Annotated in this window: 15 protein-coding genes; 8 read left to right on the forward strand and 7 right to left on the reverse strand. The window is 39.7% G+C overall.

What is annotated here, in order from left to right; translation table 11 throughout:
* Nucleotides 1-6: 6 nt before the first annotated feature.
* The 5 genes from ACSLUF_RS09130 to aroC form a co-directional block, all read right to left on the reverse strand.
* Complete coding sequence (locus tag ACSLUF_RS09130) at nucleotides 7-1,179, reverse strand: flavohemoglobin expression-modulating QEGLA motif protein (protein ID WP_435622472.1); 1,173 nt, start codon at nucleotides 1,177-1,179, stop codon at nucleotides 7-9.
* Nucleotides 1,176-2,003, reverse strand: a complete 828-nt coding sequence (locus tag ACSLUF_RS09135) for an N-formylglutamate amidohydrolase (protein WP_435622473.1) — start codon at nucleotides 2,001-2,003, stop codon at nucleotides 1,176-1,178. The genes ACSLUF_RS09130 and ACSLUF_RS09135 overlap by 4 nt, the downstream gene beginning before the upstream one ends.
* Nucleotides 1,996-3,027: a glutathione synthase gene (gene gshB / locus ACSLUF_RS09140; RefSeq protein ID WP_435622474.1), complete on the reverse strand. Its 1,032-nt coding sequence runs from the start codon at nucleotides 3,025-3,027 to the stop codon at nucleotides 1,996-1,998. The genes ACSLUF_RS09135 and gshB overlap by 8 nt, the downstream gene beginning before the upstream one ends.
* 75 nt (nucleotides 3,028-3,102) lie before the next feature.
* On the reverse strand, nucleotides 3,103-4,431 hold the full coding sequence (locus tag ACSLUF_RS09145) for a dicarboxylate/amino acid:cation symporter (RefSeq protein WP_435622475.1): 1,329 nt from the start codon (nucleotides 4,429-4,431) through the stop codon (nucleotides 3,103-3,105).
* A gap of 54 nt (nucleotides 4,432-4,485) precedes the next feature.
* Nucleotides 4,486-5,550 (reverse strand): chorismate synthase, encoded by a 1,065-nt coding sequence (gene aroC / locus ACSLUF_RS09150; protein WP_435622476.1) that lies wholly within the window; start codon nucleotides 5,548-5,550, stop codon nucleotides 4,486-4,488.
* Nucleotides 5,551-5,737: 187 nt separating this feature from the next.
* On the opposite strand from aroC, the gene ACSLUF_RS09155 reads away from it, so the two are divergent.
* Nucleotides 5,738-6,637, forward strand: a complete 900-nt coding sequence (locus tag ACSLUF_RS09155) for a UDP-2,3-diacylglucosamine diphosphatase (protein ID WP_435622477.1) — start codon at nucleotides 5,738-5,740, stop codon at nucleotides 6,635-6,637.
* Here the strand turns inward: ACSLUF_RS09155 and ACSLUF_RS09160 are convergent, their stop codons facing one another.
* A complete protein-coding gene (locus ACSLUF_RS09160) occupies nucleotides 6,638-9,550 on the reverse strand; it encodes an FAD-binding and (Fe-S)-binding domain-containing protein (RefSeq protein WP_435622478.1) in 2,913 nt (970 codons plus the stop codon). It lies immediately after the preceding gene.
* A gap of 87 nt (nucleotides 9,551-9,637) precedes the next feature.
* Between ACSLUF_RS09160 and ACSLUF_RS09165 the strand changes: the two genes are divergently transcribed.
* The gene (locus ACSLUF_RS09165) at nucleotides 9,638-10,132 is read left to right on the forward strand and encodes a hypothetical protein (RefSeq protein ID WP_435622479.1); all 495 of its coding nucleotides are present in this window, start codon (nucleotides 9,638-9,640) and stop codon (nucleotides 10,130-10,132) included.
* 71 nt (nucleotides 10,133-10,203) lie between these two features.
* A complete protein-coding gene (locus ACSLUF_RS09170) occupies nucleotides 10,204-11,313 on the forward strand; it encodes a redoxin domain-containing protein (RefSeq protein ID WP_435622480.1) in 1,110 nt (369 codons plus the stop codon).
* 54 nt (nucleotides 11,314-11,367) lie between these two features.
* On the opposite strand, the gene ACSLUF_RS09175 is transcribed toward ACSLUF_RS09170, so the two are convergent.
* Nucleotides 11,368-12,018 (reverse strand): rhomboid family intramembrane serine protease, encoded by a 651-nt coding sequence (locus ACSLUF_RS09175; protein ID WP_435622481.1) that lies wholly within the window; start codon nucleotides 12,016-12,018, stop codon nucleotides 11,368-11,370.
* 51 nt (nucleotides 12,019-12,069) lie between these two features.
* On the opposite strand from ACSLUF_RS09175, the gene ACSLUF_RS09180 reads away from it, so the two are divergent.
* The 5 genes from ACSLUF_RS09180 to ACSLUF_RS09200 all read left to right on the forward strand — a co-directional run bounded on the left by ACSLUF_RS09180 (nucleotide 12,070) and on the right by ACSLUF_RS09200 (nucleotide 16,279).
* Nucleotides 12,070-12,969, forward strand: coding sequence for a lysophospholipid acyltransferase family protein (locus ACSLUF_RS09180; protein ID WP_435622482.1), 900 nt, complete (start codon nucleotides 12,070-12,072; stop codon nucleotides 12,967-12,969).
* Nucleotides 12,959-13,837, forward strand: a complete 879-nt coding sequence (locus ACSLUF_RS09185) for an alpha/beta fold hydrolase (protein WP_435622483.1) — start codon at nucleotides 12,959-12,961, stop codon at nucleotides 13,835-13,837. Before ACSLUF_RS09180 ends, ACSLUF_RS09185 begins: the two co-directional genes overlap by 11 nt.
* Nucleotides 13,838-13,896: 59 nt before the next feature.
* The gene (locus tag ACSLUF_RS09190; protein WP_435622484.1) at nucleotides 13,897-14,367 is read left to right on the forward strand and encodes a hypothetical protein; all 471 of its coding nucleotides are present in this window, start codon (nucleotides 13,897-13,899) and stop codon (nucleotides 14,365-14,367) included.
* 109 nt (nucleotides 14,368-14,476) lie between these two features.
* Complete coding sequence (locus tag ACSLUF_RS09195; protein ID WP_435622485.1) at nucleotides 14,477-15,607, forward strand: helix-turn-helix domain-containing protein; 1,131 nt, start codon at nucleotides 14,477-14,479, stop codon at nucleotides 15,605-15,607.
* A gap of 81 nt (nucleotides 15,608-15,688) precedes the next feature.
* On the forward strand, nucleotides 15,689-16,279 hold the full coding sequence (locus ACSLUF_RS09200; protein ID WP_435622486.1) for a YceI family protein: 591 nt from the start codon (nucleotides 15,689-15,691) through the stop codon (nucleotides 16,277-16,279).
* The last annotated feature ends 7 nt before the right edge of the window (nucleotides 16,280-16,286 follow it).

Raw genomic sequence — 16,286 nt, forward strand, 5'->3', positions numbered from 1 at the left:
ATCCCCTTACTTCAGGTTATTTAAAATAAAATCCAAGGTTTTATTTGTGTTCAGTTTTTGTGAGAAGGAAAGTGTTTTATGGGTTATGGGTTGTGCCAAACCGCGGTCAAAAAAGTATTTTATGATTTCCTCATCCTCGATAGATACTTTTCCCATAAGCAAGGTATCCAAACTTTCTTCCTTTTGGTACTTCTTGTAAATCTTCCGAAGACCACTGAGGTACAAACGATCTTTAGTAAAACCACCTCCTCTGTGGGCGCGTAGGGTAATTCCAAAAGCTTCATCCCGGTTTAGTTTATACTGCCCATGAATCAAATCAAAAGTATCAGCAAAAGTGTAACCTTTGATTAAACTATCAGCTGCCAAAACCCTATAAGACAGCTCTTTAAGTCTTTTTAGAGTCAATGCACCTCCCATGTATTCACTGAACACAGCCAAACCTTCCTGAGTCTCCACATTTTTTGGAAAACCATTGGAAAATATTCGAAGTGGTTGCTTCAAACCATTATGCGTGGTCACCAAATGAACCCCAATTTCATGATTCCCTAAGGTGAGCAACTGATTCTTGCTGAACTTGACATTCTTTTTAATCAAAAGTGCTTGCTCCGTATTACTTACCATAGCTTCCGCAGCAATATGATGCGAGTATTTAATCTTTAAGGGAAAATCGTAAGTCTTGGCAAATTCCTCAAAGTAAGCCCTTGCTTCTTCTGGACTATAAATCTTTTCCATATCTGCCGACATGGGTTCATCAGCAAAATGTAGAATAAAGCGTGCGTTTTGGACATCCTTTTCCGTAGGGGTGCCATATACCCGTAGCGAATTGTAGTAAAAATGTTTCCCTCGACCAATAGTTTCAATACATTGAATCATATTGGCATAGAAATAAATCACATCTTGGTAGAACTTCCGAATTTTTTCATCCTCAATTCGTTCCAAACGCTGTGAAAAAAACAGACGATGCAATTTGTAGGGGTCGAATTTAAGTTTGGGGTACTTGAAGTTAGGGTTCGACTTATATTTTGTAGCAAAGAATTGTTGCTTTTCTTTTTCTATGTTCAATGGATTCACATAACTCAATAGCTCTATACGCCGCACTAGCCTGTGAAGATTGGCATCAATCTCAAACACATTGCTGTATTCCTTTTCCAGTTGCTCTATCTCTTGTGTTTTTATCATGAAACTGCTGCCTCAAATTCCTTTACCATTTCTGGTATTAATTTCTTTAACTGTTCCTCTACGGACTTTACCACCTCCGGGTAGACAACACCACTGAGCTCATCACAGTACACTTTGGAGATTTCCGTGGCCAGTACCAAGGTATTGTCAAAATTTCTGGTAATGTATTTCAGGAAATAACCATTCCCCTGGAAGGTATCGTTGATTTTTGACGTATTGGTTATGCCATTTGGTAATTGCATGGAACCCAATTTGCGACTCCAACTTTCAGTCAATGCCCCAAAACGATTTTGGTCGATATTACTTGTGCCTAAATTCCAAACCGGTACTTCCCTATCCCAACGTTTCCAATTATAGCTATGCATATCAAACACAACCACATTCTTGAATTCTTGTTCCAGTTTTTGTGCAAGGGCATGAACCACACGGTAAAAGTTAGCATGTTTCTGTAGGCTCAGCTCTTTTTCTTTAACCGATAATGGTTCTTTCCAAAGCTGTTTGCCCCATGCATCCTCATAGACCGCTCTTTCCGGTTCGCGATTTAGGTCATATTCAAACCGACTGTCCCTACCAGCAATCACAATAGGAAATGTTTGCACCATTTCTTTGGTGCAAGGGTCTTCTTCATACCACCGTTCATAATTGGAATGCTTACAGTTTTCCCAAAGGGAAGACCTAAATTGATGCCCATCATGGACCGCTCCACAAATGAAAGGAACATAGGTCTCAATCTTAAGGGTAAAGGAATAATCTGTAGAAACTGCTTCAAAAGATTCCCCAGCATGAATCAGTTCTATAATTTCTTCAACGGTAAGTCTATGCATTTTCCACTTCGTTGCGCAATCTGGAGCGTCTATCAAACGCTTGTAACTTATCTACCACCTTGCTTTCTATAAAGTCGATGACCTTACATTGGATTTTGGTCTTGTAGACTTTGTTCATATAAGTAATTCCTCCAGGTGACATCACATTCACCTCTACCAATTTGCCACCAATGACATCAATACCCACAAAATACAAGCCGTCATTGACCAGTTTCGGCCCTATCTGCTTGCAGAGCGCTTTTTCTTGCTTGCTCAAGCTATGTTTTGCTACCGAACCACCAGCAGAAACATTGGAACGATGGTCATCACTTCCTGGAATCCTTCGCATGGCACCGATGGGTTCACCATTTAATATAAGTATCCGCACATCTCCTTGGTCGGCTCCCTCAATATATTCTTGTAGAATCACATAGTTAGAGGTTCCGTCCGAGTTGGTTACATAAAAGTCCAATAGGGAATTAATGTTCGACATAGCCGATTTTTCAATCAAAATAACTCCTGAACCTCCAAATCCATTCAAAGGTTTCAAAATCATTTTGTCCGCCGCGCTTTCCTTGATTTGTTGGACCAAATATCTTTTATTTTTGGATACGTGCGTTGCTGGGATAATATTGCTGTGGCTATCTCCAAAAGCAGCAGTGTACAATTTGTTATTGGCCTCACGTAGTCCTTGAAGGGAGTTCACAATAAAGACATCATCTTTTACCGAATCCAAAAAATTAAGCATCAATGGGTCCAGAGGGGGATTAGCTCGCATAAATATGACATCAAATCCTGCCAGCGGAAGCATTTCCTCTCTTATAGAAGCTTGCTTGTAAAAGGTTTTCAAACTGCCGGAAACCTTGTCCATACGATTAATAACCGTACAGAATGCACTGGTCACACTGTTCCGAATTGTAAGATTCGCAGGGGTGCATAAGGCTACACCATGGTTGCGTTTAACACATTCATGGATTAAAGCTAGGCTGGTATCATTTTCGGGTTGGATTTCATCCCAAGGATACATTAAAAAGCAAATGTTCATGGTCCTTTCTGATTTATTATAGCCTTAAATTACACTATGTAAGCTAACTACGCAATGGGTGCCTAAAATTTGTATTTATTTGACCTCCTCATAATGGTCATCCCATTCTTTAACATCCGGTTGGCCTAACTTACCTACCGATTTGGCAACGGTCATGGATACCGTGGCATCACCGGTTACATTAATTACAGTTCTGCACATGTCCAAAGGTCTATCCACCGCAAAAATCAATGCCAATGCAACGGGATACAGGTCAGCAGGAAAGCCAATCGATTCCAATACAATAACCAACATTACCATCCCAGCACCTGGGACCGCCGCAGAACCGATGGAGGCCAACAAAGCCGTCAAAATGATGGCTAACTGATTGGAAAAAATCAACCCTTCTGGCCATAAAACCTGCATTATAAAAACTGCGGCAACGCCTTGGTATAAACTAGTCCCATCCATGTTAATCGTAGCGCCCACAGGTAGGACGAAGCTGGAAACCTCCTTATCCACGCCAATATGTTCCTCTACCCGCTCCATTGTCACGGGCAAAGTGGCCGCGCTGGAACTTGTGGAAAATGCCAATAGCTGGGCGGGACTCATTTGCTTTAAAAACCAAAAAGCATTTTTCTTCGTGTAAATAGAGACTATGACGGAGTAGAAGACAATCATTAAAATCAACCCAAGTACTACTACTCCGGTGTATTTTAATAATGCCAACAATAAATCTGGGTCACTTGAAGAAACCATAACACTCGCCAAAAGGGCAAAAACGGCATAGGGCGCGATTAGCATTATCAAATCAACCATCTTTAATACCACATCATTCAAGGAATCGAAAAAATCCTTTAATGGTTTTGCTCTCTTTTCACCAATAAGCAACATGGAAATGGCAAAAATGATTGTAAATAAAATTACCTGCAGCATTTTACCATTATCACTAAATGCTTTAAAAGCATTATCAGGGACCATGTCCTCAATGAAACTTAAGGGTCCACTCTCTTTTTGTTTTGAGGCTTCCATTAATTTGGAAGTTACGCCGGAATCATTGGCATATGTTTCTGAAAGTTTGGTTATGGTATCTTCGGATATTCCGTCTCCCGGTTTTAAAATATTGACCAGAATCAACCCAATCGAAATTGCAACAACGGTAGTGCCAATGTAGATAAGCATGGTTCGCACTCCAATATTCCTGAACTTTGAAATATCCTTCAAATCAGAAATACCCTTTATCAAAGAAGCCAATATCAAGGGGATGGCGATAAGCTTGAGCAACTTCACAAAAATTGTCCCAAAAGGTTGAATCCAATCGAAGACAAAGCTTGGACCCCATGAAATTCCTGTCATAATGAATCCGAAGATGATTCCCAATAACATGCCTATCAGGATTTGCCAATGGAGTTCGAGTTTACGCATATGAGTAATTTTGTGTGGTAAGATAATATTTTAGAAGAGAACCCAAGAAAGGCCCTATATTTTGTTGGTACGTGACATTAGCCAAAAATCAGCCAATACCAAAGCAGACATTGCTTCCACTATTGGAACTGCTCTAGGCACCACGCAGGGGTCATGGCGTCCTTTTCCTTGTGTTTTGACCGGTTCACCTTCTTTATTGATGGTTTCATAGGACTGAAGCACGGTAGCCACTGGTTTAAAGGCCACTTTAAAATAAATGTCCATTCCATTGCTGATACCCCCTTGAACACCACCACTCCGATTGGTCTTCGTTGAGCCATCTGGATTGTATGAGTCATTATGTTCACTCCCTTTCATCAGAACTCCCTCAAAACCACTTCCATATTCGAAACCTTTCACCGCATTTATGGAAAGCATGGCTGCACCCAATCTAGCATGTAATTTATCAAATACCGGCTCGCCTAAACCGACTGGTACATTTTGGATTACCCCGGTAATAACCCCACCTATGGTGTCGCCTTCTTTCTTTATCTTTTTAATATACTCTTCCATCTTTGTGGCAGTACCAAGGTCTGGGCAACGTACCGGATTCGATTCAATTTTGGAAAAATCGAGCTCTTGATATGGAAGGTTTAACTTAATTTCTCCCACTTGGGATACGAAAGCATTAATCCTTACATTAGATAAAAGTTGTTTGGCAATAGCTCCTGCTACCACTCTACTAGCTGTTTCCCGTGCCGAACTGCGACCTCCACCCCGATAATCCCGGAACCCATATTTTTGGTCATACACATAATCCGCATGGGATGGGCGGTAGGAATCCTTTATGTGGGAATAATCCTTTGATTTCTGATTGGCATTGTGGATGACAAATCCTATAGGCGTCCCCGTAGTTTTTCCTTCAAAAACACCCGAATATATTTCCACAGTATCAGGTTCCTTTCGTTGGGTTACAATTGCGGACTGACCTGGCCTTCTTCTATCCAATTCAGACTGAATTTGCTCCATATCCAGAGATAGCCCCGCCGGGCAACCATCCAATATACCTCCAATTGCCCGTCCATGGGACTCTCCAAATGTTGTCAACCTAAATAAGTCCCCAAAGCTATTTCCCGCCATACTTTAAAGTAAACTCCAAATTTAGGTTTTAGCATTCGTTAAAAAAAACACGAGTGCCAGTTAATCTTTAAATAACATGGCTGAAGGTTTGTTGATATTTTTTTAACCCTAAGCTTAGAAATTATTGAAACGAAATTGATTTTCAGTTTATTCCTACGCATTTATTTTGCACTTAAACCCGTGACGATTGAAAAAAAGGAAGATTGAACTGGCCATAATTTCAGATGTGCATCTAGGAACTTACGGATGTCATGCTGATGAGCTTATCGCCTACTTAAATAGCATTCAACCCAAAAAATTAGTTTTGAATGGGGATATTATTGATATCTGGCAATTTAAGAAGCGTTTTTTTCCAGCTTCCCATCTTAAGGTTCTAAAGAAGCTCATTGGAATGGCTTCCAAAGGCACTGAAGTTTACTATATCACTGGAAATCATGACGAAATGCTCCGTAAGTTTAGTGATACTTCAATGGGTAATTTTAAAATAGCCAATAAACTTGTGCTTAATCTGGACGGAAAAAAAGCATGGATTTTCCACGGCGATGTGTTCGATGTTTCCATTCAAAATGCCAAGTGGCTCGCTAAATTAGGAGGCTACGGATATGACCTGCTTATCCTTATAAATAGTTTTGTGAATTGGTGTCTTCTTAAAATGGGACGAGAAAAATACTCGCTTTCCAAACGTATTAAGAACAGTGTAAAAAGTGCCGTCAAGTATATCAATAACTTTGAAAACGTTGCCGCAGAACTAGCTATTGAAAATCATTATGATTATGTGATTTGTGGGCATATCCATCAGCCCAAAAAGGAAGTGTTTGAAAATAAAAATGGTAGCACACTATATTTAAATTCAGGGGACTGGGTAGAAAATTTAACTGCTTTGGAATACTCTTTTAAAAGGTGGCGCATTTATCATTACAATCACGATAAACTTTCTCCTTTCTTTGTTGATGAGGACTTAAAGGAAATGGATATGAATGAACTCATCGCATCAATAACAGAAAAAGAGGTCAATGCGGAGGATGTCGACCTTCTACCTCAGGACGAGGAAGTCAAAACAAAGAAAAAAGACCACGAGACCCTATAGTCAGGTTTTTAAGGCAGCTTTTAAAATAGATACGGGGTGCAGCGCCTGTTTGTTTGTCCCATCAGCTATTTGATGTCTACAACTGGTACCATTGGCAGAAATAATAGTGTTCTCAGAAGCCTTGCGCACCGCTGGGAACAATTTAAGTTCCCCTACTTGCATACTTGTTTCATAATGTTCTTTTTCATATCCAAATGAGCCGGCCATGCCACAGCATCCGGATGGGATAATGGAAACCTTATAGTTTTTGGGCAAGTTGAGGATATCAAAAGTTACTTTCTGATTGGAAAGTGCTTTTTGATGACAATGATTATGAATTTTTATCTCTTGGCTTTGTTCGGTAAACTCAGCCGAAGTGATGCTTCCTTTGGCTATCTCGGTAGCGAGAAATTCTTCAATTAAATAGGTGTTTTGGGCTAAGCTTTCCAGATTTTTGTTTTTTGGACATAGTCTTTTGTATTCATCTCGAAAGGTCAGTACTGCTGAAGGTTCTAACCCTAAGATGGGAAGATTTTCTTCCAAAATGTCCTTCATTTTTTCCAAATTGGTCTGTGCAAGTTGCTTAGCCTGTTTCAAAAAACCTTTGGAAATAAAAGTACGGCCACTTTCCGCATAGAAGAGTTCGACATCATATCCTAATCCTAGCAATAGGTCTATGGCATCCCTTCCGATTTCAACATCCAAATAGTGCGTAAACTCATCCAGATAAAGAACTACTTTCTGTTTGGCTAAAGTTTGACCTACTTTTTGCGTTCTTACGTACTTTTCGAAATCAAACCTATGCACATTTGGAAGCTTACGCTCTTTGGCCACACCCAAAGATCTTTTTAGAATACCGCTCAGAAGAGAGGAACTATAGACCGCATTGGTTAGGTGCGGGAGTTTACTTCCCAGCTTATTTAGGGCAGTATTGTACGCAAACAATTTGCTGCGTAAAGCATAGCCGTTGGATTCCTGATACTGATATTGGAACTCTGCTTTTAAAGTTGCGATATCAACATTACTGGGGCATTCACTTGCACATGCCTTACAACTTAGACATAAATCAAATACATCTTTAAGCTCTTCGTGATTGAACCTATTGGTATTGTCGGAGTGGGTCAAAAATTCGCGCAACGCATTTGCCCTTGCCCGTGTTGTATCCTTTTCATTTTTTGTGGCATGATAACTTGGGCACATACCACCTTTCATGGTATGGCTTTTTCGACAATCTCCACTCCCATTACACTTTTCGGAAGCTTTCAGGATGCCCTCACTGTCTGAAAAATCAAATAGTGTCTTAACCTCAGGCTCTACCCTGTCAATTTCATAACGCAGGGATTCATCCATCGGAAAAGCATCCACTATTTTTCCAGGATTAAATATCGAGTTGGGGTCGAATACCTTTTTAAGACGCTTAAGTAGTTCATAATTTTCTTCTCCTATCATCAAAGGAATAAACTCAGCTCTGACAATACCATCTCCATGTTCCCCACTAAAGCTTCCCTTGTATTTTTTGGTAAGATGCGCCACTTCTGTGGTAATGGAACGGAACAAGCTTACATCTTCGGCTTTTTTTAAGTTCAATATGGGGCGCAAGTGAAGTTCTCCCGCTCCAGCATGGGCGTAATAGACAGCTTCCTGCCCATAGTTGTCCATGATTTTGGTGAACTCGCCGATGAAGTCCTTCAAATCTTCAAGGGCAACAGCGGTGTCTTCAATACAGGCAACGGCTTTTCGGTCTCCAACCATATTGCCCAACAGACCTAGTCCAGCTTTGCGCAACTCTACGGCCTTTTGGATATCCGATTCTTGCAAAACTGGATTCGCATAGCTTAGCCCGGATTTTTTAATCGTATCCAAAAGTAATCTCAGCTGCTGCTCTAATTCAGAATCTGTATTCGCTTTTACTTCCAACATTAAAATGGCCGCGGGGTCTCCGTCAACAAAAAAGCGATTTTCCAATTGAGCACGATTATTCTTGGTACAATCCAGAATAACCTTGTCCATCATCTCGCAGGTGTGCAGATTATGCTTCATCACTGGAGCTACATCGGCCAAACAATCTTCCAATGTCGCGTAATGTGTACATACCATTGCCGCCTTGGAAGGTGGAATATCATCCAATTGCAATGTAATTTCAGTAGTAAATGCCAATGTCCCTTCACTTCCAGAAAGCAATCGGCAAAGGTTTAGACCTTTTTCATCCCCATCAAAAACATCACTTTTCAACAACTCATCAATAGCATAGCCTGTATTTCGCCTGTGAATTTCTGATTTTGGAAATTCATCCCGAATTCGCCTTTTGGTGGTATCATTTGAAAGTTCCTTTAAGAGGAAGTCATAGATTTTTCCTTCTAAATTACCTTCTTGTCTTTTTTCCTCAGCAACATCCTTGGAAATATTCTTGAAAACAACTTCAGAACCATCTGAAAGCAGACACTTCAACTCCAAAACGTTATCCCGAGTCACTCCATATTGAATGGAAGTAGTTCCTGAAGAATTGTTCCCCACCATACCTCCAATCATACAGCGATTTGAGGTGGACGTATTAGGGCCAAAAAAAAGACCAAATGGTTTCAAGTATTGGTTCAATTCGTCCCTAACCACTCCAGGTTGAACCCGTATCGTTTTGTTTTTTTCATCCAGCTGCAGTATTTGGGTGAAATGTTTGCTTACATCCACTACTATGCCATCACCCACACATTGTCCTGCAAGGGAAGTTCCTGCCGTTCTTGGAATAAGACCTACCTGATTGGTATTGGCAAAATCAATCAAAAGTTTGATATCCTGTTCAGATTTTGGATAAGCTACGGCTTGAGGCAATTTTCGGTAAACTGAGGCATCGGTGGCATATAAAGAACGATTTAGCGTATCCGACCAAAGCTCTCCTTCCAGGTTTTTGTCAAGCTGATTTAATAAAGAATTTTCCAATATGGAACAATTTTTGGGCTAGTTCGTGAGTTGTATTGCTGATAGCGATACAAAACTATCTTAATTTTTACACTAAACGAGAAACTTATGAGGATTACCACATTATTTACCGCACTTTTTTTATTCGTAACGATTGGCATTCAAGCACAGAGCATTTCTGAACACGCTATTGGGTTACGCCTAGGGGACAGTGATGGTTTTGGAGCAGAAATATCGTATCAAAAATCGATTGGAAGATACAACCGCGCAGAATTCAATCTAGGTTGGCGGGATAGCCGTGATTTTGACGCCTTTAAACTTACAGGAGTATACCAATGGGTACATCAATTGGATGGTAACTTTAATTGGTACTATGGTGTTGGAGGTGGTTTGGGAAGTGTTGAGTTTGAACCTGTTCCAGATGGTGAGGATAATGATGGACTTTTTGTTTTTGCGGCTGGAGACTTAGGAGTTGAATATAACTTTGACATTCCCTTATTGCTCTCTTTGGATTTTCGCCCGGAAATAGGATTACTAGGTTATGACGGATTTGACAACGGTTTTGACTTCGACATTGCGTTGGGAATTCGATACCAATTTTAAGAAAGACTTGGCGCAAACGAGTTTTCATATACCATAAGTTATGAATACCTTAGCGGCTTAAATGACTACAAATGAGAAAAATTGTCCCCATTGTATTACTAATAGCCTTCATCGCTTCATGTAGTTCAAAACCAGAAGGTTTTGTCATCAATGCCAAGATAAGCGGCGATTTGGAGAATGGTACACGCGTTTTTCTAAAGACCACAGATTCCTTAAATAAGCTTCAAGATGTTGATACAACGACTGTGGAAAATGGTATTTTCAGCTTCACGGGTGAACAGGAAAATCCGAAACTGTACTATATCTTTTTAGAATCGAATAAAGGCAATATTCCCTTGTTTTTGGAAAACGGGGATATTGATATCAAATTCCAGAAGGATAGTTTAAATTATGCCCAGCTCAAAGGTACACAGCAAAATGAGCTTTTTATGAAGTTTTTGGACGAATCCCGTAAAATTGGAGAACGTGTTCGATCCATGCAGCGTGATATGAACAATGCTGCCAGAGCTCAAGATACTGCAACTGTCACTTCGCTTAGGGAAGAGTATTTGGAACTTCAGGAACATTCAAGATCTTTCAATATCGAATTTGCCAAAGAGAATCCCAATGCCCTAATCTCCGCATTGATATTAGGCAACTTACTTTATAGCAAAATACTACCGAATGAAGAGATTCAGCAGATATATGATGCTCTTACTCCAGAAATAAAAGCTTCGGAACCGGGAAAAGACTTAAAGGAACAACTTGACAAACTCCAGAACACGGATATCGGCAGTGTGGCCCCTGAGTTCTCTGCCCCAACTCCCCAAGGGAATATGTTGGCTTTGAGCGATATCAAGGGTAAGGTTACTTTAGTGGATTTCTGGGCAGCATGGTGTCGTCCGTGCAGAGCGGAAAATCCCAATATCGTATCTGTGTATAAAAAATACCATGACAAAGGACTAAATGTGGTGGGTGTCTCATTGGATACTCGTGCTGACGATTGGAATAAAGCTATCGAAGCTGATGGTTTGGAGTGGAACCATATTTCCAATTTAAAGCGTTTTCAGGACCCAATTGCCCAACTTTATAATATTAACGCCATACCTGCTGCATTTTTGTTGGATGAAAATGGCATTATTGTGGCCAAAAACTTGAGAGGTGCAGCCTTGGAACAGAAGGTAGCAGAGCTATTGAATTAATATTTTTCAATAAGAAATAATGCGAATCCGGATAACCTCCGGATTTTTTTTGCATCAAATCTTACCTGTTTTTTCCAAAACAAAGAGGATGATTATCGGAATTGCCAACAAAATCACGATGAAAGTTTCCGTAACTAATAATTCAGGTTTAAACAAGAGGGTTATTGCATAACCCGCAATAGCTCCCCCAAAATGGGCACTATGGCCAATATTTCCCAATCTGCTTTTCATCCCATATATGGAGTATAATAAATAGGCAATTCCCAAAACATAGGCTGGTAAGGGTATTGGGATAAACATAATCCCTAGTTGCATATTGGGATTCAAAAGAATTGCTGCATACAAAACACCCGTTACCGCCCCACTAGCCCCAACTGCACTATAAAAGGGCTCATCTTTATGAAAAAAAAGCGCCAACAAGCTACCACCAAGTAAACTGCCCAAATAGATAACGATAAATTTAAAGGCTCCAAACCAAGAAATTACTGTATTCGCAAAGAAATACAGCGTAAACATGTTGAAAAACAAGTGGGAAATGTCCACATGTAAAAAACCGGAAGTGATGGTTCTTTCGCGTTGTCCTGCTTTCACACCCCCTATGCTAAACTTATATCGTTCAAAAAAAGTAGAATCGCTAAATCCGCGTAAGGATACTAGAACATTGGCAGCAATTATGGCAATTGTAGCCATGTGTAAATTATACATAGCATAAGGTTTGGGTTCAAATATAGCTATATTTGCCCATAAGAATCGTACATGCAATTTTTGATTTTTATCATAGCTTATCCCCTATTGTGGTTGGTTTCCAGACTTCCCTTTAGATTGTTGTACATCCTATCTGACGGGGTCTTCTTTCTCTTATATTATGTCATTGGTTATCGGAAAAAAGTGGTTCGCCAAAACCTATTGCTGGTCTTCCCCGATAAAAACCCAAAAGAAAGACTGGACATCGAAAAGAAGTTCTATAAACATATGTGTGATATGTTTTTGGAAATGATAAAAACCATGGGTATCTCGAACAAGCAACTTCAAAAACGATTTACCTTTTCGAATTTGGATGTTTTACATAAGCTTGAGGAAAAGAACAGAAGTGTCATGCTTATGTTTCCCCATTATGCCAGTTGGGAATGGGTTATTGCTTTGGATGCTCATATCGCATCTAAGGGATATGCCATTTATCAAAAAATTGGGAATGCCTATTTTGATAAGTTGGTACGGGATATCCGACAAAAGTTTGGAACAACATTGATTACCACTGTGGAGACCCGTGAAGTTGTCGCTATCAATAAAAGAAATGGGGAGTTAAGTATGTATGGAATTTTAAGTGACCAATCGCCCATGCCTCAAAAAGCACAACTTTGGACTGAATTCATGGGTATTACCGTTCCCGTCCACACGGGGGCAGAACAATTATGCCAAAAACTGGATTTGCCGGCGGTATATCTCAAGGTTTCCAAAATTTCACGAGGTCACTATCATGGCACTTTTGAGCTACTTTCGGAAAATCCCAAAGAACAGGCCCAGTTTGATTTGACTAAAGCATTTTTGGAAAAAGTAGAAGCTTCCATACGCGAAGAACCAGCTTACTACTTTTGGACCCACAAGCGTTGGAAACACAAGGATAAGGTTCCCAAATCTTTTCAGTATGCACAATAAAAAGAGAAGGTACAGACGATTTCTAAAAAAGAGATACGTGCTGTTATTTTTGACTTTCGGATATCTGTTATTTGCCAATTCCTGTATGACCATGCGTACTTCAACAAAAAAAACCGCTACTTTTTTTAAAGAAAGTAAGGTAGAGTACATCTCGAACAAGGTTGAAATAGATGATACCAAAATCCACTACATCCAAACGGGAAAATCAGACGCGCCTACCCTGGTTTTTATTCATGGTTCTCCTGGGAGTTGGGATGCTTACAAAGCCTATTTGATAGATTCGACACTTCTTTCCAAATTTAGAATTATTGCACCTGACCGACCCGGTTTTGGAAAAAGCAATTTTAGGAGAAGTGCTTCCTTGGCTGAACAATCCAGCATGTTGAATCAAGTATTGCAAAAGATGGATAATGGAAAGCCCATAACACTGATTGGTCATTCCTATGGTGGCCCACTGATTGTAAAAATGGCTTTGGATGCACCTATTTACAACAACCTGGTGATTTTAGCTGGCGCCTTGGACCCTAAAGCTGAAAAACCAGAAAAATGGCGAGTACCTTTAACATGGATTCCTTTAAAATATTTGGTGCCCGGTGCCCTAAAACCCTCTAATGACGAACTCTGGTGGTTAAAAAAAGAATTGATAGGGTTGGAACCCAACCTTTCTAAACTTAAAGCTCGTACCCTAATCATCCATGGCAAAAAAGACAAGCTTGTTCCTTACAGCAATGTTCCCTTTATGGAAAAAAGCTTTACAAGTGTTGATAGCCTAAAGGTCATTACCTTAGAAAATGAAAACCACTTTATTGTTTGGACACAAGAAGACTTGGTAAAGAAATCTATACTTGATTGGGCGGAGAAAAAGTAGAATTTTTAAACTTGAAGTAAGGTTTTGGGTTTCAAGTACGACCAAGTGGAAAAATTGCTATGAAAAGGAAAATTCTGCTATCCGGTTTATTATTTTTTGGACTACTTATTGGCATCAACGCTCAAGATTTTAATCGTATTCCCTATGATGCTTCTTTAAAGACATTGGAAAATGGCTGGTACAAATTTCAGCTTGAAGGTACCACCTTTGATGTTGAGTTAGCTGGCGGTAGATATGTAAAAGGTAATATCAAATGGTTTGACGGTTCTGAATATTCAGGAAGTCTAGCAGGCCCGAATCTACATGGTAAGGGCACCTATAAATGGCCAGACGGAAGCCGATATGAAGGTGCATTTAAGAAGCACCAACGACATGGTAAAGGCTCCTATATCAAAGCAGATGGTACCAAATGGAGTGGAAAATGGAAGGCTGATGCAAAAAATGGGAAGGGAACCATATTTGATGCGGAAGGAGTCGTTATTCAAGAAGGAGTTTGGGCTGGTGATGAGTTAGTAGCGGATAAGCGGTAATTTTTTACCATTCATTATATATTCAAATGGCCCGGGCATACGCCTGGGCTTTTTCTTTTCATTCCTTGCGGGCTGACCAGTTTTTAGTTTCTTTGAAAAAACCTAAGGCGTGAATGACATTTGGTCCTATGCTATTATTTTATTGCTTGCTCAAGGAGTATTTGTACTTTCTTTACTATGTTTTCTGCCTAAAAGACGCCAAAAACCAGAAAACCGATACCTTTTTGCTGTCATATTGGTTTTTATTTGGTTTTTATTGGAGTTCTATTCCATACGAAATAGAATATTGATTCCGGTCAACTCTTTTTACGGCACGCGCTATGGTTCCTGGATGGTTTTAGGGCCGCTTACCTATTTCTTTTTTTGCTCCGCTACGTCTAAAAAGTGGCGGTTTGGTATAAAACACTTAATTCACTTTCTGCCATTCCTGTTTTTTGTGTTCATAATTCCTTCCATAAGTTCATCCTCACTAAGCCATCGGCAAATACATTATGGCATGTTGGCCGTATTTGATTTTCGGCCAAAAACAGTAACTCCTTTTGAATATGTCTACTCTACAATATTCTATCTGCAATTTCTGCACTTAACTGGATATCTTATTCAAAATCAAATCATGTTGGGTAAATACGTCAAGAATCTCAGAACTGAATTTGCCTCTTTAAATGGCACTAGATGGTTGTTTATTTTTAATGGACTTTTACTGCTTATATTGATTTTGGCATCCGTATATCTATACCTTTTATTTGCTTCGGATGTCTATTCCAGAGACTTGGATTATATCTACGTTCTTCCGCTGGGATTTTTCATTTATGCCATTGGGTACAAAATCTCCGGAGTGGATTGGTTGCACCCTGAACAAACCGCACCAAGTTATAAACACTCAACCCTAAAAGAAGAGGACAAATTGGAGATAGAAAAACAGTTGGGGAAACTAATGCTAACTGAAAAACCTTATTTAAATAATGAGTTAAGGCTTAATCAGTTGGCAGAACAGTTATCTATATCCACTCACCATCTTTCCCAATTTTTGAACGAACATCATCAAACTTCTTTTTTTGATTTCATCAACAAACATCGGGTACAGGAGGCCAAGCGGCTTATAGTGGATAAACCGAATTTTACTCTTTTGCAAATAGGGTATGAAGCCGGTTTCAACAATAAAACTTCATTCGTTAACGCTTTCAAACGATTTGAAGGTCAAACCCCTTCTTCATACCGAAAAACGATTCTTCAGGATTGAAAGTTTTATTTGGCAATCTCTATAAGGATTGTCGATTCTTCATGTGGATGGTCTTACCCTTGTACCATCAAAACAAATAGCATGAAGAAATACATTACATTGCTAGTCTTATCCTTTTTATGGATTGCAATTACTGCGTTTAAGTCAGAAAGAAACACTTTCATTTTAGACAAAGGGCATACCCATATCGGTTTTGAAGTTGAACGATTTCTAGTTGGGGATGTTTCCGGTCGTTTTAACGACTTTGACGCGACCCTTTCCATGGACGGAAATAATTATGGCTCTTTGCAGCTTGAAGCCGTCATCCAAGTTGGGAGTTTAGACAGCAACAACGATATTAGGGATGGGCATTTAAAAGGTGAAGTTTGGCTGGACGAAGCCAATCATCCAGAAATCAAATTTACTTCAACTCAAGTCTTCGAAGAGGAAAATCAGTTTTTCATGAAGGGTAAATTTACCATCAAAGGAACAACCCAAGAGGTCCAATTTCCTGTTGAAATTCAGGGCCCCTTTAAAGATCCAACCCAACAGGTGGCATTGGGAATAAAGGCTGACTTTAGTATAAACCGTTTCGACTACGGAATCACATTCAATAAAAAAATGGATAATGGCCATCTATTTATTGGGGACCAGGTGCACATCAAAATTAGAGCGCTAGCCTATCAAAAATAGAAAGAGG

This window comes from Flagellimonas sp. (genome assembly GCF_965601775.1).
Classification (GTDB): Bacteria; Bacteroidota; Bacteroidia; order Flavobacteriales; family Flavobacteriaceae; genus Flagellimonas.